We start from the raw sequence: 22,421 nt of genomic DNA, 5'->3' as shown, positions 1-22,421 counted from the left end.
CCTACACCTTGAAATGCGCGATCAATTGCTGCTGTTTAGCCACCAGATCCGCCAGCACTTCACTGCTGCTGGCCGATTCCCGTGCCTCCCGTTCGGTCTCGTATGCCACGTCGGCGATCCCGGCGATGTGGCGGGCGACCCCCTGGCTGACCGAGATCTGCTCCTGGGCCGCATGGGCCACCTGATCCGCCATCGACTTGATGGCGCTCATCCGCTCGGCGATGGACTCCAGCGCCAGGTCCATCTCGCGAGTCTGCGCCACGCAGTGGTGGGTCTGCTCCTGGCTGCGGCCCATCACCTCCATCACCTGCCGGCTCGAGCTCTGCAGGTTCTCGATCATCGCCTGGATCTCCTCGGTCGAGGTCTGGGTCCGGTTCGCCAGTGCCCGCACCTCATCCGCCACCACGGCAAAGCCGCGACCGGCATCACCGGCCCGGGCCGCCTCGATGGCCGCGTTGAGCGCCAGCAGGTTGGTCTGCTCGGCAATGCTGCGGATCACGTCCAGGATGCTGCCGATGTTGTTGCTGAATTCCCCCAGCTGGTGAGTGATGCCGACCGCCTCGGCCATGGCGCCCGCCAGTTGTTCGGTGATCTGGCGGGTCGTCGCCACTTGCTTGCGACCGGCACGAGCCTCCTCGTCGGCCAGATCCACCTCCCGTTTGGTACCGTCGGTGGAACGAGCCACCTCGGTGGCGCTCACCTCCAGCTCGGTGATGGCGGCGGCGACCTGATCGGTCTGGCTCTTCTGATCCTGCACCCTGGACATGGCCCGCTCGCTTATCTCGGCGGCGCGGCTCGCCTCGTCCACCAGATGGCGGGAGCCGGCATTGATCTGGGAGAGCAGCTCCCCGGTCTTGTCCGCCAGGGTATTGATGGAGCGGGTCAGACTGCCGAATTCACAACGGCTCTGGTAGTCGATGCGCCGCGTCATGTCACCGGTCGCCATGCGATCCAGTTCCCTGTCGATCAGCTGCAGCGGACGCTGGATACTGCGCGCCGTGGTGTAGCCGATGATGAGCGCGGCGGCAGCCGAGATGGCCGCCACCAGCAGGATCCAGAAACTGGCGCTGCTGACCGCATCATCCGCACTGAGCCGGCTCTGGCTGGCGATGCTGCCCGCCGACTTGCCCATCTCGTCGAGCAGCGCCAGGCTGTTGGCCAGGCTGGCGTCGAGCTGCTGGTTCAGGCTCTGCAAGGAGGCGGCGAGTTGCTGGGCCTGGCGCATGGTGGCCAGCAGCCCCTGCGGGCCGAGCGCCAGCTCCTGCATCCGATCCAGATTGACGATGAAGCGCTGCCGCACATCGTCGGGGACCAGCACTCGCTCGAGCCGCTTGCGAGCCATCTCGATATCCTTGCCCAGCACCCGCTCCAGCTCGTTGAGGTCGGTGCCGCTATCGGCCCGGCGAATGTTCTTCAGATCCCGGGCGATGCCGGAGGTGATGAGCTCGGCCTTGTTGCGCATGGATCGCTTGGCAGACGCCTGCTGCAGCAGCAGATCCGCCGCCCACTGGTAGGTGTCTTCCAGCCGGATGAAGGCAAGTTCCAGCTGATGACGGCGATCCAGCGCCGCTATCCACTGGCCATGCCGGGCCAGTACCTGATCCGCCAGGCCGTAGAAACCCTGGGTGGCGGCATCCACCTGGCGGAAGCGCGCGTTGGCCTCCGCCACGCCGGTGAACCTCTCCATCTCCTTGCTCAGGGTGGCGAAGTGCGCCTGCTGAGCCTTGAACTGGCTGGCCAGTTGCGGCAACTGGGCCGCCTCCTCGCTGGTCCTGTAGGTCAGCACCCAGCGGTTGCTGTCCTGCAACGCGCCCTTGAGGCCGGCGACGGCGATCACCAGAGGGGTGGCACGATCTGATACCTGGGACAACCCCTCGTTGATGCCCCGGATCTTCAAGATACTGATGAAGCCAAGCAGGACCAGCAGCAACAGCATCAGCACAAATCCGGCGATGATCCGCTGCACGATAGATAAACCCATAGAGACATCCTCACTCGTTGGGAAAAATGACGTGGACGCAGAGACTATCGGCAGGGGGAAGCGATGGGAGAGTAGCAAGTGGGGCTGATAACGGATGAGCTCACGAATAATGCCCGGTTTCGGACAGAAAAGGGCCCGGACAGAGCCGGGCCAAAGAAACGTGCTTGTTGATATCGGCCTTGGGACGGCCGACCTCGTCAACTCATCAGAAGCGGTAGCCGACACCGACCATGAAGGCGACCGGATCGATGGAGGTATTGATGGTACCCACCGCGGTGTGTACCTCGGTATCGATGTCCATGATCCAGGCGGAGGCGTTGACGAACCAGCGGTCGTTGATCGCCATGTCCAGCCCCACCTGACCCGCCAGCCCCCAGGAGGAGTCGACGTTGACATCCGTCCCCGCCAGCGCGCCGCGCCCCTCTTCATCGAAGAACACCGTGTAGTTGATGCCGGCGCCGACGTAAGGACGCACCTTGCTGTTGGCATCCCCGAAGTAGTACTGGGCCATCAGGGTCGGTGGCAGGTGCTTGACCTTGGCCACCTCCCCCAGTCCCGGGGTCGATACCGAGTGGGAGAATGGCGTGGCGGCCAGCAGCTCTACCCCCCAGTTGTCGGTGATCATGTAGGAGAGGGTCAGCCCCAGCTGCATGTTGCTGTCGATGTCCAGCTCGCCGGTGCCCAGCACGTCGTCACTGCTGGTCTGGGGGGAGACGAAGGCCAGGCCACCACGGACCAAGATATCGCCGGCCTGGTGAGCCATGGCGACAGGGGACGCAAAAGCGGCTGCGACTAACAGAGGAAGGATCTTTTTCATCACGTATTTCCTTTTTGTTTTCTTTCTATGTTGTAAGCCCGAAAACTATAAAAGGATGTGAATGAACGGTTATTGATTTGGCTCAATAGTTATCAAGAAATAGATGGATGTGTGCAATAGCTTTAATTGGCGGCACAATGACCAACAATTGATTTTTTGTTCCAATAAAAACAAATAGTTAAGTTTAAACTGCAGAATGAAAAGCGCATTTAAATGCAAACGAAATACACCTTTAAGCTCATGAAAATCCCCCCTGGCAGTTGTTTAACCAGCGCTAACCGCGTATTTTATTAAAGCAATGTAGCCGGGCTGTAATTTAATCTTTATGAAACCACAAACGCGAAGAGACAAAGTCATCGGTATCCTGGCCGCCATCTGGGGCATAGGCTCCTTCCTGTTTATCTTGCTGGGCTTTGTTTTCGCCCTCGCTTTCTTGATGCTGACCCACTAATTCCCCTGCCCGACCCAATCCCTGTCAGAGCCATAACCTGCCGGTATGACCAGGCTGGCATCACCCGCCAGCCACTCGGCCTGCCGACAGTGCGCCACTTGCCTGCAAGAACGGGAGGCCGCTGCTGAAGGGAGCCAGGTTCCCTTCCCCCAACAAAAAAGGGGCCCGTGGCCCCTTGCTTGCTCAATCTCGGCTTACTTTCCCAGCAGCGGTGCCAGGAAGCGCGCCGTGTGGGATTCCTTGCAGCGGACCATCTCCTCCGGCGTGCCGGTCACCAGGATACGGCCGCCACCGGCGCCCCCTTCCGGGCCGAGATCGACGATCCAGTCGGCGGTTTTAATGACATCGAGGTTGTGCTCGATGATGACGATGGTGTTGCCTCTGTCCCGCAACTGATGCAGCACCTTGAGCAGTTGCTGGATGTCGTGGAAGTGCAGCCCTGTGGTCGGCTCATCCAGGATGTAGAGGGTCTGGCCGGTGTCGCGCTTGGAGAGCTCCCGCGCCAGCTTGACCCGCTGTGCCTCGCCGCCGGACAGGGTGGTGGCGGACTGGCCGAGCCGGATGTAGGAGAGGCCGACGTCCATCAGGGTCTGCAGTTTGCGCGCCACCGCCGGCACCGGATCGAAGAACTCGCGGGCATCCTCTACCGTCATCTCCAGGATCTCGTGGATGTTCTTGCTCTTGTACTTCACCTCCAGGGTCTCGCGGTTGTAGCGCTTGCCCTTGCAGACGTCGCACGGCACGTAGACATCCGGCAGGAAGTGCATCTCCACCTTGATGACCCCGTCCCCCTGACAGGCCTCGCAGCGCCCGCCCTTCACGTTGAAGGAGAAGCGGCCCGGCAGGTAACCGCGGGAGCGCGCCTCCTGGGTGCCTGACAACAGCTCGCGGATCGGGGTGAACAGGCCGGTGTAAGTCGCCGGGTTGGATCTCGGGGTACGGCCGATGGGGCTCTGGTCGATGTCCACCACCTTGTCCAGATGCTCCAGTCCCTCGACGCTGCGATAGGGCGCCGGGGTCGACTCGGTCGCCTTGTTCAGCTCGCGGTGAGCGATGCGGAACAGGGTGTCGTTGATCAGGGTCGACTTGCCGGAACCGGACACCCCAGTGACGCAGGTCATCACCCCTATGGGCAGGTCCAGGTTGACGTTGCGCAGGTTGTTGCCGCTCGCCCCCTTCAATTTCAACCACTTGCCGGTGAGCGGCGTGCGTTCGGCAGGGATGGCGATCTGCTTGCGGCCGGAGAGGTAATCACCGGTCAGCGAGGCGGGGTTGGCGATGATCTCCTCCGGCGTGCCCTGCGCGACGATGGCGCCACCGTGCACCCCGGCGCCGGGGCCGATGTCGAGCACATGGTCGGCGAGCCGGATGGCGTCCTCGTCGTGCTCCACCACTATCACGGTGTTGCCGAGATCGCGCAGGTGGGTAAGGGTCTTGAGCAGGCGCTCGTTGTCGCGCTGATGCAGACCGATGGAGGGCTCGTCCAATACATACATGACCCCCACCAAGCCGGCGCCGATCTGGCTCGCCAGCCGGATACGCTGCGCCTCACCACCGGACAGGGTCTCGGCGCTGCGGGACAGGCTCAGGTAGTTGAGGCCGACATTCACCAGGAAGCCGAGGCGCTCGACTATCTCTTTCAGGATCTTCTCGGCGATCTGGGCACGCTGGCCGGTCAGCTCGATCCCGGCGAAGAACGCCAGTGCGTCGCCGATGGATTGCTCGGCGATGGCGGGCAGGTTGCGGTTATCCACGAACACGTGGCGCGCTTCCTCCCGCAGTCGGCTGCCACCGCAACTGGTGCACGATTTGTTGGCGATGTATTTGGAAAGTTCTTCGCGCACCGAGTTGGATTCGGTCTCCCGGTAGCGGCGCTCCATGTTGTGCAGGATCCCCTCGAACGGGTGCTTGCGCACCACCACATCGCCGCGATCGTTCATGTAGCGGAACTCGATCTCGGTGCGACCAGAGCCACGCAGGATCACCTCCTGGGTCTTGGCCGGCAGCTCCTCCCAGGGGCTATCCAGATCGAACTTGTAGTGCTCGGCGAGGGATTTGAGCATCTGGAAGTAATAGAAGCTGCGCTTATCCCAGCCTCGGATGGCGCCACCCGACAGGCTCTGGCTCGGATCGTGGATAAGCTTGGCGGGATCGAAGTATTGCTGCACCCCGAGGCCGTCACAAGTCGGACAGGCACCGGCCGGGTTGTTGAAGGAGAAGATCCGCGGCTCCAGCTCAGACATGGAGTAACCGCACTCCGGGCAGGCGAAGTTGGCGGAGAAGATCATGGGCGGGGCCCCCTCCTCCCCGTCCATGGGCGCCACCAGCACGATGCCGCCGGAGAGGGTCAGCGCCGTCTCGAACGACTCGGCAAGGCGCAGGGCCAGATCGGCGCGCACCTTGAAGCGGTCCACCACCACCTCGATGGTGTGCTTCTTGTGCAGCTCAAGGGGGGGAGGATCGGAGAGATCGCACACCTCACCGTCGATGCGGGCGCGGATATAACCCTGGGCCGCCAGATTCTCCAGCAACTTGGTGTGCTCGCCCTTGCGATCGCGCACCACCGGAGCCAGCAGCATCAGCTTGCTGCCCTCGGGCTGGGCCAGCACCAGATCCACCATCTGGCTGATGGTCTGGGCGGCGAGCGGGATGGCGTGGGTCGGGCAGCGAGGCTCACCGACCCGGGCGAACAGCAGCCGCAGGTAGTCGTAGATCTCGGTGATGGTACCCACGGTCGAGCGCGGGTTGTGGGAAGTGGACTTCTGCTCGATGGAGATGGCTGGCGACAACCCCTCGATATGATCCACGTCCGGCTTCTCCATCAGGGAGAGGAACTGGCGGGCATAGGCGGAGAGGGACTCCACGTAGCGGCGCTGCCCCTCGGCATAGAGGGTATCGAACGCCAGGGAAGACTTGCCGGAGCCGGACAGACCGGTGACCACGATCAACTTGTCGCGGGGCAGGATCAGGTTGATGTTCTTGAGATTGTGGGTGCGGGCACCCCGGATCACGATCTTTTCCATCTTTTTGCACGCTCGATACACACATCAGAGCGAATCAGTATGGCATAGAGACTACTGGATGAATAGACAGGTTTTATCCATCATCCCTCCCGGGATCAGAGATATTCCTTGGCCCAGCTCACCGCCTGCAAACGGTTCTTGACGTTCAGCTTCTTGAAGACGTTATAGAGGTGGGACTTGATGGTGTGCTCGCTCACGAACAGGTTGTCGGCGATCTCGGTGTTGGAGGCCCCCGTCATCAGGTGGCGGACGATTTCCTGCTCGCGGGCCGTCAACAGCGTCTGATTGCGCAGCGGCTGCCCGCTCCCCTTGCGGTAGTAATCCACCAGGTCGCACAGCAGGTGACGCGGGATCCAGTACTCCCCCTGCAACACCTTGCGGATGCCGATCACCAGTCGATCCAGACTGTCCTGGCGGAAGAAGAGCCCGCTGGTGTGGGGCCACATCAACAGCAGTTCCCGATCCGGGCTGGTCGGGGCATTGAGCAGCACCGCGCTGGCCTCCCCGAAGCGGCCGCAGATAGCCTTGCTCCAGTCCGCTTGTTGCGCCGACTTGAGGTAATCCAGATCGATCAGAAACAGCGGCTGGCTGTCAGCCTCCGACGGTTCTGGCAGCGCATCCAGCGCTCCGACCAGCAGGATAGACAAACCAAGCTGCTCGCCGAGATGACGCTGGAAACTGACGGCTTGTGCATTATGTTCGGTGATCAGCACTAGGGGATATTCGGGCGTCATCAAGAAAACTTCCTTGCACATTCGGGTCAGAGCTTTTCGGCAAGAAAGAGTACCAATCCCCCTCCCGGCTGCAGCATTAAAAAAGTATTAGACGCCGTAGCGACCCCTTTGAAGCTCGGTAATTTATCAACCAATACAAATGACTAGCACACCCTCCCCATATGGGGGGACTGCTAGTGCCAACCCACACCTTAACAGCACTCCCGCCTTGGCGCAGCACTCCGTGGTGCAGCTCCCTTGCTGGCGGCCCCACACCTCGGGTAAGTTACTCAGGAATCCAGCGATTGATCGACGCCCCCCGGACAGGGAAGGTGTGCCATCGTGCTCGCCAACTGTTACTATTGCGGGCAAACGCTGCGACGGGCGGTCGGTCATTGCTCTGATTGCAGAGGACACCGTCACGACAGGAGTGAGGATGCGATTCACCACAATGGGCGCAACTCACCGACAATAAACGAAATATTGAATGGTCCGGGCATCAGGCCTGGCCGGTATATAAGGTGGAAGAGAGATTATGGCCAGTCGAGGCATCAATAAAGTCATTCTGATCGGTAACCTGGGGCAAGACCCGGAAGTGCGCTACATGCCGAGCGGCGGTGCCGTGACTAACATCACCCTGGCCACTTCCGAATCCTGGCGCGACAAACAGACCGGTGAGCAGAAAGAGCGCACCGAATGGCACCGTGTAGTGTTCATGGGTAAACTGGCCGAAGTCGCCGGCGAGTATCTCAAGAAGGGCTCCCAGGTCTATGTCGAAGGCAAGCTGCAGACCCGCAAATGGCAGGATCAGGGTGGTCAGGAGCGTTACACCACCGAAGTGCTGGTCGACAGCTTCACCGGCGTGATGCAGATGCTGGGTGGTCGTCCGCAAGGTGGCGCAGGTCAGGGCATGGGTGGCCAGCAGTCCCAGGGCAACTGGGGTCAGCCACAACAGGCAGCACCACAGCAAAACATGCAGCGCCCCGCCGCCGCACCGCAGCAGAACATGCAACAACAGGGTGGTTACAGCCGTCCTCAGCAACAGCAGCAACCTCAGTCCGCGCCGCCGGTTTACAACGAGCCACCGATGGATTTCGACGACGACATTCCGTTCTAGGATCCGACGTAAATCACTGCCAGGCCCTGACTGTTCAGGGCCTTTTTTTGCCTACTTCTGACGCAGCCAGCCGCCCCCCATCATGTTATTGCGACTATCCAGCCCGTCTCGTCTCTCCCGCCTGCCGTTGTGGTTATCATCATGGCGAGTCATCCGTCCGAGGAGATGCATGGGGCCCCTTATCCGTCTGCTGAGCATCATGCTGTTGCTGCATATCGGCCCCCTTGTCGCCGAGCCACTGCGGGTCGGTGTCAGCTTCGCCATCCCCCCTTACGTGATAAAACACGAAGGCCGCGGCATCGAACTCGATCTGCTGACGGAGGCCTTTGCCGGCAGTGGTTACCAGATCCAGTTCGAATACCTGCCGTTGGAGCGCACCTTCCGCATGCTGGAGAGCGGCAAGCTGGACGCTATCATCAACGTGAAGCCCCGCATGCAGGGCAAGGCCTATCTGTCACAACCGGTGATCACCTTCCACAACCGGGTCTTTACCCTCGACAAGAATCAGGTCCACAGGCTGGAGGATCTGACAGAGCTGCGTGTCAGCGCCTTCCAGCGGGCGCGGCAGATCCTGGGAGCGGATTTCGCTCGCGTGATCGATCAGAATCCTCGCTATGAGGAGGTTGCCAGACAAGAAGGGCAGGTACAGCGATTGCTGCTGGGGCGCACGGATGCCGTGATCCTGGAGCAGAGGGTGTTCTACTACTATCTTGCGCAACTGAGTGGCAGTGAACCCTACTCCGGCCGCTATAACCCCAACCTGGTGAGGCAATTCGGGCTGTTCGCTCCCACCCACTACCACTTCGCCTTTCGTCAGGCGGCGCAGCAACTGTGGTTCGATCGCGAGCTGACCAGGATGAAGAAAGATGGGCGCTATGAGCGGATCTTTGCCGCCTACGGCACGAGCTCATCCACCGAAAACATAAAAGCCAGCCCATGACAGGCTGGCTTGATACTGGCTCCGAAGGAACTGCAGCAGAGGGAGCGTTACTTTATCGCGCTGCCATTTTTCAGGTCGGCTTTCTGCCGTTTGGCATCGCGCTTCTCTTTCAGTGACATCTGCGGTTTTTTCTTGGCATCTTTGCCGTGATGCTGTTCTTTGTTGCTCATCATCAGACTCCAAAAATGTTACCCGGACAGTTGGAACCGAGATTCCAGCATGTCAGCCAAATCATAGATCACAGTACGCTAGCAGTGACGACCGAGGATCGCACTGACACCAGCATACCCCCAATCTCCCACTGGGATCCAGCCTCACCGGATAACCGCAGATCTGCGGCCAGAAGCCGCATCGAGCGCATGGCGCGAGCATCGGGAAAATCTCCTGCAATAGCCCATCGAGTCCAATCTTGGATAACACCAAACGCCCCACCCCACCGTTCTGCCAAGAGTGGCGACTGGGCACGACCTCCCTCTCCTGATCTCCCCCAAATGCCCTTACCTCCCCATGCTCGAAATGCGACGTCCATGGATCGCAAGCCACCGGATGTTGCCTGAAACAGGGTGAAAACAGTCAGGAAATGGCACTCAACCTGCACTTTTAAGCGCGAGGCGACGATTGCATAAGGGCATGTCCCTGGAGTGTGCTAGGGTGGACCATCACCTGCCGCAGGAGTGCGCCATGAAGAAGCTGGAAATGAAAGACCTCACCGAGGCAGAGAAAACCGAGATCACCTTGTTGCTGCAGAAGGCACAGGCCAATGCCGACCACACCCTGACCAACGGGGAACGCAACAAGATCCGTGAAGAGGGGCGTCTGAAAATCGCGGCGGATCGGGCAAAGGTCGCCAAAGTGGCCTCCGCACTGGCCCGAGAAAAGGCCAAGGAACGAGCCAAGAATCAGGTATTGCCCGATACCTTCAGCTGGGCCGACTCCGTCAGCAACAAGTACCGCAGCAAGCGCTAGCCTCTGCATGCCCGTGTCAGGACGCTAACCTTGCCGTCCGGACATGGGCAGATCATCCTCGCTACCCTCCCTCTGAATACATCTATAACTCTCTGGTACAGAACAGTTTTTAAAAAATAAACAGCTGCAAACCCTATGTGTGAAGGTAATTAACACCAAGATAAAGATTGCCATGACGAGGGGAGCGTGTTTTAATCAGTCTCGATGGTTCGGTAGTTCAGACCTGATTATGTTAGGCAGTCATTTTAAAGCAGTGATTTGTGCGTAGAGTTGTCCTAGATGATTCTTGCCAGATAATTTCCTTCTTTAGTGCTCCTCATACGTATTGCTGACGAAAAATCATGGATTGCCGCAACCGTGGCGTTTCAATATCACTATTAAGGAAATTATTATGTCTAACAAAATGACTGGTACCGTAAAGTTCTTCAACGCTGAGAAAGGTTTCGGCTTCATCTCCCCTGCTGACGGTGGCAAAGACGTGTTCGTACACTTCTCCGCTATCCAGTCCACCAGCTTCAAAACTCTGGACGAAGGTCAGCGCGTTGAGTTCACCATCGAGCAAGGCCAGAAAGGCCCGGCTGCTGCCAACGTAGTTGGTCTGTAATTCAAGCCAGGAAGCCTTCCCGTTTATCGGAAAGACCTTCTGCAAGAATTGAAAAAACCCGCCTAGGCGGGTTTTTTGTTGTCTGATTTTCGGTGGAATCTTCCTCTATCCGTATCGGATATAACATCGATCATCACCTTACGATCCGCCCTACCGCCAATTTCGTCCTCATTTGACCAAACCAAGACGCAGCAGCCTCGTCATCCAGATACGAGATGACTCGTATCGACGCCTCCCTTCACCGATCGCTACACCGCCCATTCAACCACCCGACCAACAGTGTCCAAACACACCAGCCTTCATCATTCAGACCCAAACTGCGACTACAAAAAAAGGGCGCCGACATGGGCACCCTCTCGCTTGCCGAGATCTGCGTTTATAGCGGCAGGCGGATCCTCGCCTCCAACCCCCCTTGGGAGCGGTTGTGAAGGCTGAGCTCTCCGCCATGCTGATGCACCAGAGTGCGGGCGATGGCGAGCCCAAGCCCCACACTGCCGGACTCGATATTGCGAGCCTCGTCGAGCCGCACGAAGGGCTTGAACACCTCCTCCAGCTGGCTTTCAGCTATGCCCTGCCCACGATCGCAGACCCGGATCAGCAGTTCATCCTCACCACGCTCCAGCGATACCTCAGCACTGCCCGCGTACTTGATGGCATTGCCGATGAGGTTTTGCAGCACCCGCCGCAGGGTATTGGCACGACAGGCATAGACTTGCTTGCCCTCGGCCAGGCAGATGACTGGCTGACCGGTGTCGGCGTAGTCGTCACACAGGCTCTCCAGCAGACTGACCAGATCCAGTTCCCGGGTCGCTTCCTGCTGTCCCTCTTCCCGGGCAAAGCTCAGGGTGGCCGTCAGCATCTGTTCCATCTGCTGCAGGGTCTGCTGGATCCGCTCCTTGTCCTCTCCGTCACTCAGGAATTCGGTGCGCAGGCGCAGGCTGGTGATGGGGGTGCGCAGATCATGGGAGATGGCTGCCAGCATGCGGGTCCTGTCCTGCACGAAGCGGGCGAGCCGGGTATGCATACGGTTGAATGCCTGGATGGATTCGCGGATCTCGGTCGGCCCCTCCTCCTGCAGCGGCTCGATGTCCTCCCCCCGCCCCAGCCGATCCGCATTGGCGGCCAGCAGCTTGAGCGGCAGGGTGGCCCGGCGGAACAGCCAGATCATCAGGCCTATCACCAGGCTCGCCACCAACAGCAGGTTGAGGGTCGTCTGCCAGGACCAGCTCGCCGACTCCTTGTCCACCAGAGAGCTGAATTGCAGCCAACCACCGTTTGGCAACTGGATGGAGCCATAGAGCCGCATGTCCTGAGGTGGCGGCATACCGCCGCGATCCTTCATCATGCGGTTATGATGCCGCCAGGCCTGGCTACGCTGGAACTCCTGCTTCAACTCGGCACTGATCTCCACCGCCAACTGCGGCGGATAGTCGAGCTTGGCCCGCACCAGTTTCTCGAAACGGGGGCTGCGATTATCGGGCTGCAACGGCTCGTCGGCGAGGCGCAGCAACAGGGTCTCACTGCGGCTCGCCTTCAGGATCTCGTGATAGAGCGAGGGTGGGGAAAGGGTGAGCAACCGCACCACAGAGACGATGCGTTGCATGGCATTGCGGCTGTTGACGTAGCCGAGCGCCTCTTCCCGGTCCGAGCGGTAGATCTGGACGCTGAGCAGCTGGATCAACACCAGCCCCACCAGGGCAACCAGCACGATCTGGCCGGTCAGTCCCTTTGGCAAGACTCTGGTGCAGAGTTGCTTGATCATGGTCACCGGCTCACTCCTGGGTCACGTCGGCGGCAAACAGGTAACCGCCGCCCCAGATGGTCTTGATGAGCTCGGGATTCTTGGGATCCCGCTCCAGCTTGCGCCGCAGCCGGCTCACCAGGGTATCGACGGCGCGATCGAAGGCCACCGCCTCGCGGCCACGGGCCAGATCCAGCAGTTGATCCCGACTCAGCACCCGCTGCGGCCGTTCGAGGAACACCTTCAATAGATCGAATTCGGCGGTGGAGAGGCTCATCCCCACCCCTTCCTCATCCACCAGTTCCCGACGGTTGATGTCGAGCAACCAGCGATCGAAACGCAGATCCCGGGTCAGGGTGTCCGGCGCCGGCTGGGGCTCGGCCTGGGTGCGACGCATCACCGCCTTGATCCGGGCCAGCAGCTCACGGGGATTGAACGGTTTGGCAAGATAGTCATCGGCCCCCATCTCCAGCCCTATGATGCGATCCGTCTCCTCTCCCATGGCAGTCAGCATGATGATGGGCAGGCGGGATTTCACCCGCAGCTCGCGGCACAGGGTCAGGCCATCTTCCCCCGGCATCATCAGATCCAGTACCAGCAGATCGAACTCCCGCTCATCCAGCAGCCGCTTCATCTCCTTGCCATCGCGGGCACAGCTGACCCGCATCCCATGTTGTTCCAGAAAGCGTTTCAGCAGATCGCGGATCTCGCTGTGGTCATCAACCACCAGAATATGAGGGCTACCTTGGTTCATCACTGTCTCTCCCGTGTTCGAGCTGGAGCGATTATACGAAAATCAACCGGGCGGATTATGTCAAACTGTGCCAGAGCGGCAGGATGCCACACTCTGCTACAAAATAGGCTCCAACTGGCAAAATTCAGACAAGTCCTCGGTGTCTAATTGTGGTCAAGGCGAATAAGCCTGCCCCAAACTCAATCCGCAAGGAGTTACACCATGAATGCACTGACCAAGACCTTCCTGACCGCCACCCTGATGCTCGGCCTGCCCCTCGGCGCCTATGCCGCCAGCGAAGCCGTGGCCACTGCCCAGCCCGCCACGCCTACAGCGGCGGTTGCAGCAACCGGCTGCCCCATGGATGGCACCGGCATGATGGGCGGCAAGCACCATGGGGGCCGCCACGACAAGATGGCTCGCATGCAGAACATGACCCCGGAACAGATCCAGGCTCACCTGCAGCAGCGCTATGACAAGATCGAGGATCCGGCCAAGAAGGCCGAGTTCATCAAGAACCTGGGCCTGCGTGCCGACGGTATGACCAAGCACGCCGAAGTGATGAAGCAGTTCGCCGAAGCAAACCAGTAAGTCCTTTTTGACCCCAAACAGGGTGGCCTCGGCCACCCTGTTTTGTTTCCTCCGTTCCACCTGCCTCCCTCGGTGTCTTGCCCCACGAGCCCGCCATTTCCTCGCCTCGCCCATCCGGATTATGTGAGCGATAACAAATGCTTATGTTCAAAATGGCTAATAATGACGGCTCCAATGACAAGGACGAACAAGGCCGGGCCAACAATAGGCAGGAGTCGTTATGGGGTGGGGTCTGGGAGCAATCAAGGGACGATCGTGGGATTCATGGCGCTGGTGTGCGCCCTGACGGTGATCGGCATCCAGCTCTGGATCACGCCGGCGCTGCTCGGCCAGAGCCAGGGCATCGCTGCGCACCACCTTCCAGGATCAGGGGGAGGAGCAGACGCTGATGCGGCTCGTCATCACCCAGCTCGGCAGCCGCCTGCAAACCCTCAAGCAAAACATCGATGCCCTCAGTGCTGGCGATGCCGACCTGGCCGCCCGCATCAAGGTGAAGGGGCAGGACGAGCGGGATCACATCGCCCTGTCGGTGAACCGCTTCATCGCCTACCTGCAACAGATGATCGCCACCGCCGCCGAGGAGCAGAGCCGGGTGACCGAGGAGATCAACCACCACATGGTGAGCATCCGCGACATGCTCGGCCTGTAGCTGGAGAACGGTCGCAACACCGCGCAAAGCGCGGCCTCCCTGCTCAGATCCAGCCGCCAGCTGGTGCACCGCTGCAAGCTGTAACGGCAGACGCCGGGCAGCAAAAAGGGGCCCGTTGGCCCCTTTTTCTGACCAATCAAGCCGGCTTACGCCTTGGCTTTGTCGGCCAGGTTCAGGGTCTTGACGGTCTCGCCTTCGAACTTGATGAGGACATTCTTCTGCGCGGCTTCGTTATCCTTGAACAGGGTCTTGGTGGTCTCGGCCAACATGGGGGATACCTTGTTCAGGGCGCTCAGATCATAGGTCCACACTTCCAGGCCGGCTTCGGTCTGGGTACTGGCCGGGGCACCCAGCTTGTCCTTGATGGCTTGCTTGTTGGAGCCGCCTTCCTTGATATCCAGCGCCTTCTTGATCGCTTCGTTGGAGGCGCTGTCCATGGCGGTGCCGGCCATCGCCTTGGCGCTGCTGGTGACACTGCTGGTCACGGTATCGGTCAGGGAATCCATCAGGCCGGCGTGGGCAACCAGAGGCAGGGCAGTCAGGGCAATCAGAAGGCACTTCTTCATTAAGATACATCTCACAGGAATAAAAAGAGCGCGCATCAGACCAGTGAGCAGGGACGGAGTCAAGGTGAACCCAAGGTCAAGCCGCATTCGGGGGGGAAGGAGGCATCTTGATGGCGGCAAGACACCTAACCGCAGAGTTGATCCTTGCCCGCCAGCTTGGCCCGATAGAGTGCCCTGTCGACCCTCGCCATCAGCTGGCCCAGGGCCTCCTCCGGCTGGGACTCGACCAGGCCGAAGCTCATGGTGATCGACTCCTGCCCCTTGACCCTGGCATGGCCCAGCTGCTGACGCAGCTTCTCGGCCACCACGTACGCATCCACCAGACGAGTGTTGGGCAGGATCAGCATGAACTCGTCGCCCCCCCAGCGGGCGAGCAAATCGATTTCACGGATGCAGCCCCGCGTCAGTCGCACTATGTCGATCAGAGTCATGTCGCCGACGCCGTGACCGTAGCGATCGTTGATCTGCTTGAAGTCGTCCACATCCATGGCGACGACGGAGAAGGGCTCCTTGAAGCGCTTGGCCCGCTCATATTCCAGCCGTATGGTCTGCTCCAGTCGATAACGGCTGGCGGCCCCGGTCAGGGAGTCCGTCTCCGCCAAACGACGGTTCTCCTCCACCTGGCGTTGCAGCTCCCGGTTGAGCAGCTCGAGCTCGGCGGTGCGCTCCACCACCTGCTGCTCCAGCGAGCGGTTCTGCAGCTCCAGCCTTGCATAGAGCAGCTTCTGGGCATGAATATCGCGATGAGCGCCAATCATCCGGGCCACGGAGCCATCGGGGTTGCGCGTGATCACCCGGCCGTAGTCCTCGATCCAGACGTAGTCGCCCTCCTGGCAGCGGCAGCGGTATTCGACCTTGTAACTGGCCGCCTCCCCGCTCAGATAGGCATCGAAACAGGCCATCACCCGCTCCAGATCGTCCGGGTGGATCACATTTTCCCAGGTGAACACAGTGTTGTTGAGGGAGTGCGGTTCATAACCCAGCATCCGGTACCAGCCGGGGTTGCGGTAGACGAAACCCGTGTTGGCATTCCAGTCCCAGATGCCTTCACTGATCACCTCGAGGATGCCGTGCACCACCCCCTCGCTGACGTCAGAGATCCTTATTCTGTCCGTTTCCAGCTCCATCCGAGATCATCCTTTTCCTCTTTCATCCCCGCCCGCGCGAAGATATAAACATTGAGTGTAGAAGCCTCGCCTATCTTCTCCAGCCCATATTATTCCTGACTTCGCCCAGGATCCGTCGTGATGGTTATCGGCCAGGAGTGGATCCGTGTGAGCAAAACTTAGCCCACGTCATTCAGCCCGGTGCGGCTTTGAAGCCGGGGTGATGCGCATGGCGGTAGTGACTGGGGGCCAGACCGTGCTGGCGCTTGAAGGCGGTGGAGAAATGGTACTCGCTCTTGAAGCCGCAGAGCCGGGCCACCTCCTTCACCGGATCGGCCCGGCTGGCCAGCAACAGGGCGGCCCGTTGCAGCCGCAGCCGCTGCAGCAACGCCATCGGGGCCAGCACGAAATGCTGCTGACAGAGCCGATAGAGCTGACGATCGGAGAGGTGCAGTGCCCCGGCCATGCGGGCTATGTCCCAGCACTCGCCGAGCGCCTCTTTCAATAGCAGCTCGAGGCGCAGAGCCAGCCGCTCGCCACGACTCTGACCCTCCCCTTTTTGCAGCAGGCGGCGCAGATAAAAGCCGAGCTGCTCCACCAACAGGGCGCTGAGCTGCGGGTCCTGATGGCGCTCCTGCTCCGCATAGAGGTTCTCCAGGGTGTGCAACAAGCTGGCTTGCTGGGAGGTGCAACCCAATCTGGGGTGGCTGGCGAAGGCATCCCAGGCCGTTCCCTTGTGCAGCAGCAGCCACACCAGATCCCACTCGCCACCCGGCGCCGGTCGTTGCGGATCCGGCAATGGCGGCTCTGATAACCGCATCTCTGCCAATGGTGATTCTGGCAACCGATAGCAGAGCGGCTGACCCGCCGGGATCAGCGCCCACTCCCCGCTCTGGATCCGCTCAAGACGATCGCCGATCAGCACCTCCCCCTCGCCCCCCAGGGTGAGCAGGAAGCAGTGCACATCTTCGAAGCGGCGCGCGATCCGGTAGTGGCTTTGCAAGCGGGAATGGCCCGCCAGCCAGACCCGCTCTTGTGCGAGCGCGGGCAACAGGCTATCGCAGCAGATCTGCTCGCGGCAGTCGGGGGAGACTTCGATCACTTCCAGATTGGCGGTTTCAGACATCATCAGGACGGGCTCAGCCATGTCAGACATTTCGGCTCGAGCATAGCATGGAGGGCATCAACTCAGAGGAAAGCAGCCATGCACATAGATCACATCGCCATCTGGGCTCAGGATCTGGAAGCGCTCAAGGCATTCTACTGCAAGCTGTTTGGCGGGCAGGCGAATGAGCGCTACCACAATCCGACCAAGCAGTTCAGCTCCTACTTTATCCGCTTCGAGGGGGGCGCCAGCCTGGAGCTGATGCACACCCCCATACTGTTTCCGGCAGATCTGAGCCTGCCGCACCCGCTGCAGGGGCTGGCCCATCTTGCCTTCGCCCTCGGCAGCGTGGAGGCGGTGGACAAGATGACGGCCCGCCTCAAGCTGCTCAAGGGGGCAGATGTGAAACACCTGGACGGCCCCCGCTGGACCGGGGACGGCTATTACGAAAGCACCTTCCTCGACCCGGAAGGCAATCGGCTGGAGTTGACCATCTAGCCCATAGGGATAGAAGCAAGTTGGCCAAAGAACAGGCTGGCCATCCGGGTCAGCTCTTTCGACTAATCCGCAGTGTGGGGCTCATCGCTTCCTGCAGTGGCAGACACAGGTTCAACAAGCGCTCCCTGTATGCGCAGTCTAAGTACAGGTAACAACCTGGACGGACCCTCGACGCAGTTCCCGGAGAGTTGCATGGGCCTCGACTGAAAAATGACACGGCCTGGGTAGATGGATATAGAGGAGTATTTTTGGATTGTAACGCCCCGCTCAATAGCGGGGCGTTCGATACCGCCGGGGGAAACAAGCAGTCAATCAGCCCGGATCACGGCCAGCGGAACTGACTGCGCGACCCGCAGATGCCCTGCATGATTGAGATGAAGATGATCCCCGGAATCATATTGTGCGCTGAGTTGCGAGATGCATTTCGGGTCCCGCACCAGCAGGTCGCTGTCGATAACGGCATCAAACTCCCCGCTGGTCCGTATCCAGTGATTCACTTCCTGCCGGGCAACCTCTTTTTCAGGCTGATAAAAGCCCTCAATTCCATACTCACCGGTTCCCCGCAGGGGTACCAGGGTTACACCTGTCATGCGGATATGACGTTCCCGCGCCATCCGCAGTAATTGCCGATAGGCGTTGATCAGCACTGTTGCCGACGGTAGCGGGTTTTCCGGATCCAGTGCCGTACCTGCCAACCCGATATCATTCAGCCCGACCTGCACGATACAGGCAGTGACACCGGGCAGCTCAAGCACATCACGCCCAAAGCGTGACAAGGCAGAGATACCTACACCGTCTTTCAGTAAGCGGGAACCCGACTGCCCGGCATTCACCACTGCAATATCTTCGGCAATAAAGCGCTCCGCCAAAAAATCCGTCCAGCGGCCATAGGTGTCCATCTCCACACCGTTGCCATCCACCATAGAATCGCCGATAACCACCAGAGTGCTGCCCGCAGACTCCGACTGAACCTGCACACTCTCAACCAGAAAACGGGAACTGATGTTCTGGCCGTCGCCGACCTCTTCCCTGATGGCCCGATTACCCGACTCGAGCAACGAAAAATGACGGGCATCCCAGTGGAAGGTATTGACCGGTATCGGTTCCGGCAGATAGGTCCGCAGAGTGATCACAGATAATGACGGAATATGCAGTGATATTTCATCGCTGCACAGAATACCCCCCGCAGGAATGACCGCACCGGTTTGTCCGTTAAAGGTGACAGGCAGTGCGCCGCACAGATCAGGCACGGACATATAGCTCTCACCCATGATCAGCGGCTGTGCGCCATAACGGTTGGAAAAGATCAGCCGCAGCTTTTGGCCACCCCGGCTGATGCGCAATGCCTGTCTGAGAGTCTGATCTCCATGCATTGCCGGTATATCCGACGGAAACGGGAACGCCTCTCCTGATGCAGGCTGAGAGGTTGAAAGCCAGGTGCATATCCACTCGTCACGCATTGGCAGGGCCGAAGGCACTGAATAGGACATCAGAAATTCTCCTGAGATTAATGCGCGTCCGGTGGGGTCGTCATGGCATCAAACATGTGCATGGCGATATCTATCATTGCCATCAGGCGCGCCCGGCTGACGCCATCCCGGGCCTGGATGGAAATCCCGTGAAACAGGGTCGCCACATAATCCCCGAGGGCCTGTATATCCGTGTTTTCCGGTAGATCGCCGGACTCAACACCCTGCCGGATGCGCTCTACTATGCCGTCAATCCGCTCCCGGCGGTAACCGGCCAGCCATGCCATGATCTCTTCGTTGTCACGGCCATAGTTGGTCAGCGACAGCACCACCATACAACCGTGCGGTCTATCGTCCCGGGTGTAGTTTTCAACCGCATCAACAAGCAATTGCCTGACAGCCTGGCGGGTATCCGGCTGTGTCAGGGCCGCGTCAGCAAAAGCACCTTCTTCGGCCAGATAAAGCGCTATCGCCTCACGAAAGAGATTCTCCTTTGAGCCGAAGGCGGCATAAATACGGGCAGAAGCAATCCCCAGTGCAGCAACCAGATCAGACAGGGATGTCCCTTCATAACCCCGCTGCCAGAACACCTCCTTTGCCTTGTGCAATGCCTCTTCACGATCGAACTCTCTTGGTCTGCCAGCCATAACACAGTCTCCACATCAGTCATTTCAGACAAAGGCTACCAGTTCATTGTCGACTAACAAAGAATTATTTTTTGTTGATTGACAAAGATTTAGGCACCCTCTTAATCTATTCACTGTTGATCGACAAACAATAGGTGCCATCGCAGCAGGCGGAGGCTCTGTCTACGACCTGCTGCGGGTATTTTTTATCAATCATTCAGACGGAAAAGGTATGAACACATCACTCATCAGGGCATTGCTGGCAGCCGTCATGCTGTTCCCATTGCATGAGGCTGCCGTCGCGGCAAATGCACAAAGCCCGGCAGCGACATCGGCTGCAACGCAGGTTAATGAGGCAGATTTTCAGCATCAGTATGTGGACGTTGCGGGACAGAAGATGCATTACGTGACGACGGGAAAGGGAGAGCCGGTGTTACTGATCCCGGGCTGGCCGCAGACCTGGTATGCATGGCGTCATGTGATGAGCAGACTCGCAGCCGAAGGCTATATGGCGATAGCGGTTGATCCACCGGGCACCGGTTATTCCGCACGGCCGCCCACGGGTTATGATACCGGGGCGGTGGCAACCATCTTGCACAGGATGATGAATCAGCTGGGCCATAAGCAATATTCGGTTGTCGGTCACGATATCGGCATGTGGGTTGGTTATGCGCTGGCGAGTGACTATCCCGCAGACATTAAAAAATTAGCGCTGACCGAGGCCGTTATTCCTGGTCTGGCGCCGGCACCGTCCATCTTTGTCGATCCGCAGGAGAATATTTTCCTCTGGCACTTTATGTTTAATCAGGTGCAGGATTTGCCGGAAATGCTGACGGCCGGCAAAGAACGGGAATATCTTAATTTTATTTTTGACAACTGGTCTTATCGTCGTGATCGCGTCGCCGCACAAACCTATATCGATGCTTATTCTTCACCAGGCGGACTGCGTGCAGGATTTGCGTATTACCGGGCGATCCCGCAAACCATAGCGCAGAATAAACAGCGGGCCGAGAAAAAATTGATGATGCCGGTTCTGGCCATCGGCGCAGATCATGCCACCCGTGATGCACCACAGCAGACGATGCAGGGAAGAGCGGTAAATCTGCAGGGCGCTATGCTCAGTGAATGCGGTCACTTTGTCACGGAAGAGTGCCCGGAGCAGTTGATGACAGTATTGCTACCGTTTTTGAGAAAATAACTGCACCGCTAATTTACGAGTGATATCAAAATAGGCCTCCTGGTTGGGGGCTTTATTCTTTATGGTCGGAATAAGCAGACCTGTGACTTTTAATTAACGATGGTTCAGCCTAGATTTATATTAGAGAAACGTAATCGGGCATCAGAAACATAATTCTCCCTTCTCCCCTTGCGGGAGAAGGGTTGGGGATGAGGGGAATGAAAAAGAGATTACGCAGTAAACGTTGGACTTAGATACTCTCAGCCACAACCTGCACAATCGGTAGGTTGGTACTGAGCCTGCGAAGCCAAACATACGATATAATATAACCCAACCAACGGGTTACAGACTATTTATATAGGCCTACTTGGTTGCAGATGCACCACTAATTACATGTGAGCTCGGTGTTGATTTAACATTTGCATTAGGGTTATCAATCTTCAATGTTGAGTTTGCAGACCGAACATTTAAACTAACAATGTCATTTTTTGAATTTTTTACCAATGATGAATTCCCAATTTTTAACGTTGAATTTACAACATAAATAGTTAAGACCGCATAAAACAACACCAAATAAACTCTAAAATCACGACTAGGTTTTTGGGGTGGGTTATTTAATAATGCAATTGTAGATATGAACAATATTAAAATAACACCTATCGATACAAGTATTAATGGTGTCATGGTTTTATCCGAGTTTAGTGCAGATGCGGCAGCCGTCACAATAAATGTAATTACTGCACTAAATAGCCCCAACTGCTCTATATTTTTCTTTCCTTGTAATGCAGATTCATTTATAACTGTCTGTTTCAGCTCACGTTCTATTTTTAGAGCCGTTGCCTCTGTGAACTTCCTATCTCTAAGGCGCTCCCTATACATTATTGAATTATTATGGAACATGGCATTTTTTTGATAGTAATCAAAGCTCATTATATAATCAATTTGCTTCTCAGCATTGAGATAATCTTTATTTTCAAGTGTGTCTCTGAATAAATTAAGCTCTAGATTATAAGTATGTTTAATCAGCTCTGAATATTCACCACCCCATTCATCAATGCATCTCCTATACAGTTTTATTGCTTTAAATGCATACTCTTTATCCTCTCCAAAAATGTGTGCTGCAGTATGTATAAATTCAATGTTATGTGGGTATTTATCTACTAAATCAAGAGCGATACTTCGGAGAGAGGAAGGTGTCTTGGTTATATTCCAAAGTAATTCTAAACGAGCAAATGAAAGTGACTCCACATCGATAGAATTACCAATAGCCAGCCTATTATCAATTAATGATATCAACACACTCGCAAGCTTATACTTGCTTGCTTTCTCAAAAAACGACCACCATTTTCTCGACTGCGTTACTGGCCACATAACTTTATTATATGTTCCGATTTTTGAGAACTCGGTCAAAAAGTTATCAAACTCTATTTCAATCGCACTATGGTTATCAGCGCTCATCAGCGCAGTCAGTTCATTCTGCATCTCATTTATTTTTTGATGCAGCATTTTAGCGCTAGATTCTATACCGGTCATTCATGTCCCTCATAA

21 protein-coding genes are annotated in these 22,421 nt (G+C 57.8%); 8 read left to right on the top strand and 13 right to left on the bottom strand.

Annotated features, from left to right (window positions below; all coding sequences use genetic code 11):
* Position 1: 1 nt before the first annotated feature.
* The 4 genes from ACZ9IL_RS19760 to ACZ9IL_RS19745 all read right to left on the bottom strand — a co-directional run bounded on the left by ACZ9IL_RS19760 (position 2) and on the right by ACZ9IL_RS19745 (position 7,006).
* On the bottom strand, positions 2 to 1,981 hold the full coding sequence (locus ACZ9IL_RS19760) for a methyl-accepting chemotaxis protein (protein ID WP_476004977.1): 1,980 nt from the start codon (positions 1,979 to 1,981) through the stop codon (positions 2 to 4).
* A gap of 205 nt (positions 1,982 to 2,186) precedes the next feature.
* The gene (locus tag ACZ9IL_RS19755; protein ID WP_476004976.1) at positions 2,187 to 2,798 is read right to left on the bottom strand and encodes an OmpW family outer membrane protein; all 612 of its coding nucleotides are present in this window, start codon (positions 2,796 to 2,798) and stop codon (positions 2,187 to 2,189) included.
* 645 nt (positions 2,799 to 3,443) lie between these two features.
* Entirely contained in the window at positions 3,444 to 6,272 is a 2,829-nt protein-coding gene (uvrA, locus tag ACZ9IL_RS19750) for an excinuclease ABC subunit UvrA (RefSeq protein WP_476004975.1), read from the bottom strand.
* Positions 6,273 to 6,367: 95 nt separating this feature from the next.
* On the bottom strand, positions 6,368 to 7,006 hold the full coding sequence (locus ACZ9IL_RS19745) for a LuxR C-terminal-related transcriptional regulator (protein ID WP_476005385.1): 639 nt from the start codon (positions 7,004 to 7,006) through the stop codon (positions 6,368 to 6,370).
* Positions 7,007 to 7,520: 514 nt separating this feature from the next.
* Between ACZ9IL_RS19745 and ACZ9IL_RS19740 the strand changes: the two genes are divergently transcribed.
* Positions 7,521 to 8,102 (top strand): single-stranded DNA-binding protein, encoded by a 582-nt coding sequence (locus ACZ9IL_RS19740; RefSeq protein ID WP_033129776.1) that lies wholly within the window; start codon positions 7,521 to 7,523, stop codon positions 8,100 to 8,102.
* Positions 8,103 to 8,271: 169 nt separating this feature from the next.
* A complete protein-coding gene (locus ACZ9IL_RS19735) occupies positions 8,272 to 9,042 on the top strand; it encodes a substrate-binding periplasmic protein (RefSeq protein ID WP_476004974.1) in 771 nt (256 codons plus the stop codon).
* Positions 9,043 to 9,089: 47 nt separating this feature from the next.
* On the opposite strand, the gene ACZ9IL_RS19730 is transcribed toward ACZ9IL_RS19735, so the two are convergent.
* Positions 9,090 to 9,212, bottom strand: coding sequence for a hypothetical protein (locus ACZ9IL_RS19730; protein ID WP_100860060.1), 123 nt, complete (start codon positions 9,210 to 9,212; stop codon positions 9,090 to 9,092).
* 511 nt (positions 9,213 to 9,723) lie between these two features.
* Between ACZ9IL_RS19730 and yjbD the strand changes: the two genes are divergently transcribed.
* Both yjbD and cspE read left to right on the top strand, forming a co-directional pair.
* Positions 9,724 to 10,008 (top strand): DUF3811 domain-containing protein, encoded by a 285-nt coding sequence (gene yjbD / locus ACZ9IL_RS19725; RefSeq protein WP_476004973.1) that lies wholly within the window; start codon positions 9,724 to 9,726, stop codon positions 10,006 to 10,008.
* Between the two features lie 391 nt (positions 10,009 to 10,399).
* Complete coding sequence (gene cspE, locus ACZ9IL_RS19720) at positions 10,400 to 10,612, top strand: transcription antiterminator/RNA stability regulator CspE (RefSeq protein ID WP_025328559.1); 213 nt, start codon at positions 10,400 to 10,402, stop codon at positions 10,610 to 10,612.
* Positions 10,613 to 10,988: 376 nt separating this feature from the next.
* Here the strand turns inward: cspE and ACZ9IL_RS19715 are convergent, their stop codons facing one another.
* Positions 10,989 to 12,374, bottom strand: coding sequence for an ATP-binding protein (locus ACZ9IL_RS19715; protein ID WP_476004972.1), 1,386 nt, complete (start codon positions 12,372 to 12,374; stop codon positions 10,989 to 10,991).
* Positions 12,375 to 12,384: 10 nt separating this feature from the next.
* Complete coding sequence (locus ACZ9IL_RS19710; RefSeq protein WP_042643491.1) at positions 12,385 to 13,107, bottom strand: response regulator; 723 nt, start codon at positions 13,105 to 13,107, stop codon at positions 12,385 to 12,387.
* A gap of 201 nt (positions 13,108 to 13,308) precedes the next feature.
* Here ACZ9IL_RS19710 and ACZ9IL_RS19705 point away from each other — a divergent pair, with 201 nt between their 5' ends.
* Together ACZ9IL_RS19705 and ACZ9IL_RS19700 are read left to right on the top strand one after the other, a co-directional pair.
* Complete coding sequence (locus ACZ9IL_RS19705) at positions 13,309 to 13,677, top strand: hypothetical protein (RefSeq protein WP_476004971.1); 369 nt, start codon at positions 13,309 to 13,311, stop codon at positions 13,675 to 13,677.
* A 388-nt stretch (positions 13,678 to 14,065) separates the two neighbouring features.
* Positions 14,066 to 14,326 (top strand): hypothetical protein, encoded by a 261-nt coding sequence (locus ACZ9IL_RS19700; protein WP_476004970.1) that lies wholly within the window; start codon positions 14,066 to 14,068, stop codon positions 14,324 to 14,326.
* A gap of 146 nt (positions 14,327 to 14,472) precedes the next feature.
* On the opposite strand, the gene ACZ9IL_RS19695 is transcribed toward ACZ9IL_RS19700, so the two are convergent.
* The 3 genes from ACZ9IL_RS19695 to ACZ9IL_RS19685 all read right to left on the bottom strand — a co-directional run bounded on the left by ACZ9IL_RS19695 (position 14,473) and on the right by ACZ9IL_RS19685 (position 17,154).
* Positions 14,473 to 14,892: a hypothetical protein gene (locus ACZ9IL_RS19695; protein ID WP_476004969.1), complete on the bottom strand. Its 420-nt coding sequence runs from the start codon at positions 14,890 to 14,892 to the stop codon at positions 14,473 to 14,475.
* Between the two features lie 125 nt (positions 14,893 to 15,017).
* Positions 15,018 to 16,019 (bottom strand): sensor domain-containing diguanylate cyclase, encoded by a 1,002-nt coding sequence (locus tag ACZ9IL_RS19690; protein WP_476004968.1) that lies wholly within the window; start codon positions 16,017 to 16,019, stop codon positions 15,018 to 15,020.
* Positions 16,020 to 16,191: 172 nt separating this feature from the next.
* Positions 16,192 to 17,154: a helix-turn-helix transcriptional regulator gene (locus ACZ9IL_RS19685; protein ID WP_476004967.1), complete on the bottom strand. Its 963-nt coding sequence runs from the start codon at positions 17,152 to 17,154 to the stop codon at positions 16,192 to 16,194.
* Positions 17,155 to 17,202: 48 nt separating this feature from the next.
* On the opposite strand from ACZ9IL_RS19685, the gene ACZ9IL_RS19680 reads away from it, so the two are divergent.
* On the top strand, positions 17,203 to 17,601 hold the full coding sequence (locus ACZ9IL_RS19680) for a VOC family protein (protein WP_476004966.1): 399 nt from the start codon (positions 17,203 to 17,205) through the stop codon (positions 17,599 to 17,601).
* Between the two features lie 308 nt (positions 17,602 to 17,909).
* On the opposite strand, the gene ACZ9IL_RS19675 is transcribed toward ACZ9IL_RS19680, so the two are convergent.
* Positions 17,910 to 19,091, bottom strand: a complete 1,182-nt coding sequence (locus ACZ9IL_RS19675) for an SGNH/GDSL hydrolase family protein (protein WP_476004965.1) — start codon at positions 19,089 to 19,091, stop codon at positions 17,910 to 17,912.
* A gap of 17 nt (positions 19,092 to 19,108) precedes the next feature.
* Positions 19,109 to 19,717 carry a TetR/AcrR family transcriptional regulator gene (locus ACZ9IL_RS19670; RefSeq protein WP_476004964.1) on the bottom strand — a complete coding sequence of 203 codons (609 nt, stop codon included), beginning with the start codon at positions 19,715 to 19,717 and terminating at the stop codon, positions 19,109 to 19,111.
* Positions 19,718 to 19,928: 211 nt separating this feature from the next.
* On the opposite strand from ACZ9IL_RS19670, the gene ACZ9IL_RS19665 reads away from it, so the two are divergent.
* Entirely contained in the window at positions 19,929 to 20,894 is a 966-nt protein-coding gene (locus ACZ9IL_RS19665; protein ID WP_476004963.1) for an alpha/beta fold hydrolase, read from the top strand.
* 342 nt (positions 20,895 to 21,236) lie between these two features.
* Here the strand turns inward: ACZ9IL_RS19665 and ACZ9IL_RS19660 are convergent, their stop codons facing one another.
* Positions 21,237 to 22,406 carry a hypothetical protein gene (locus ACZ9IL_RS19660; protein ID WP_476004962.1) on the bottom strand — a complete coding sequence of 390 codons (1,170 nt, stop codon included), beginning with the start codon at positions 22,404 to 22,406 and terminating at the stop codon, positions 21,237 to 21,239.
* Positions 22,407 to 22,421 lie beyond the last annotated feature (15 nt).

It is taken from the genome of Aeromonas sp. TECH754, assembly GCF_056279295.1.
The sequence above is the reverse complement of the archived record's forward strand: the minus strand, read 5'-3'. Positions and strand labels throughout refer to the sequence as shown.

Excerpts from the sequence above, each read along its gene's own strand:
- ACZ9IL_RS19715 (WP_476004972.1), bottom strand. The coding sequence starts at position 12,374 with ATGATCAAGCAACTCTGCACCAGAGTCTTGCCAAAGGGACTGACCGGC.
- ACZ9IL_RS19760 (WP_476004977.1), bottom strand. The coding sequence starts at position 1,981 with ATGGGTTTATCTATCGTGCAGCGGATCATCGCCGGATTTGTGCTGATG.
- ACZ9IL_RS19755 (WP_476004976.1), bottom strand. The coding sequence starts at position 2,798 with ATGAAAAAGATCCTTCCTCTGTTAGTCGCAGCCGCTTTTGCGTCCCCT.
- ACZ9IL_RS19675 (WP_476004965.1), bottom strand. The coding sequence starts at position 19,091 with ATGTCCTATTCAGTGCCTTCGGCCCTGCCAATGCGTGACGAGTGGATA.
- uvrA (WP_476004975.1), bottom strand. The coding sequence starts at position 6,272 with ATGGAAAAGATCGTGATCCGGGGTGCCCGCACCCACAATCTCAAGAAC.
- ACZ9IL_RS19665 (WP_476004963.1), top strand. The coding sequence starts at position 19,929 with ATGAACACATCACTCATCAGGGCATTGCTGGCAGCCGTCATGCTGTTC.
- ACZ9IL_RS19685 (WP_476004967.1), bottom strand. The coding sequence starts at position 17,154 with ATGTCTGACATGGCTGAGCCCGTCCTGATGATGTCTGAAACCGCCAAT.
- cspE (WP_025328559.1), top strand. The coding sequence starts at position 10,400 with ATGTCTAACAAAATGACTGGTACCGTAAAGTTCTTCAACGCTGAGAAA.
- ACZ9IL_RS19660 (WP_476004962.1), bottom strand. The coding sequence starts at position 22,406 with ATGACCGGTATAGAATCTAGCGCTAAAATGCTGCATCAAAAAATAAAT.
- ACZ9IL_RS19700 (WP_476004970.1), top strand. The coding sequence starts at position 14,066 with ATGCGGCTCGTCATCACCCAGCTCGGCAGCCGCCTGCAAACCCTCAAG.
- ACZ9IL_RS19680 (WP_476004966.1), top strand. The coding sequence starts at position 17,203 with ATGCACATAGATCACATCGCCATCTGGGCTCAGGATCTGGAAGCGCTC.
- ACZ9IL_RS19705 (WP_476004971.1), top strand. The coding sequence starts at position 13,309 with ATGAATGCACTGACCAAGACCTTCCTGACCGCCACCCTGATGCTCGGC.
- yjbD (WP_476004973.1), top strand. The coding sequence starts at position 9,724 with ATGAAGAAGCTGGAAATGAAAGACCTCACCGAGGCAGAGAAAACCGAG.
- ACZ9IL_RS19695 (WP_476004969.1), bottom strand. The coding sequence starts at position 14,892 with ATGAAGAAGTGCCTTCTGATTGCCCTGACTGCCCTGCCTCTGGTTGCC.
- ACZ9IL_RS19710 (WP_042643491.1), bottom strand. The coding sequence starts at position 13,107 with ATGAACCAAGGTAGCCCTCATATTCTGGTGGTTGATGACCACAGCGAG.
- ACZ9IL_RS19730 (WP_100860060.1), bottom strand. The coding sequence starts at position 9,212 with ATGAGCAACAAAGAACAGCATCACGGCAAAGATGCCAAGAAAAAACCG.
- ACZ9IL_RS19670 (WP_476004964.1), bottom strand. The coding sequence starts at position 19,717 with ATGGCTGGCAGACCAAGAGAGTTCGATCGTGAAGAGGCATTGCACAAG.
- ACZ9IL_RS19690 (WP_476004968.1), bottom strand. The coding sequence starts at position 16,019 with ATGGAGCTGGAAACGGACAGAATAAGGATCTCTGACGTCAGCGAGGGG.
- ACZ9IL_RS19740 (WP_033129776.1), top strand. The coding sequence starts at position 7,521 with ATGGCCAGTCGAGGCATCAATAAAGTCATTCTGATCGGTAACCTGGGG.
- ACZ9IL_RS19735 (WP_476004974.1), top strand. The coding sequence starts at position 8,272 with ATGGGGCCCCTTATCCGTCTGCTGAGCATCATGCTGTTGCTGCATATC.
- ACZ9IL_RS19745 (WP_476005385.1), bottom strand. The coding sequence starts at position 7,006 with ATGACGCCCGAATATCCCCTAGTGCTGATCACCGAACATAATGCACAA.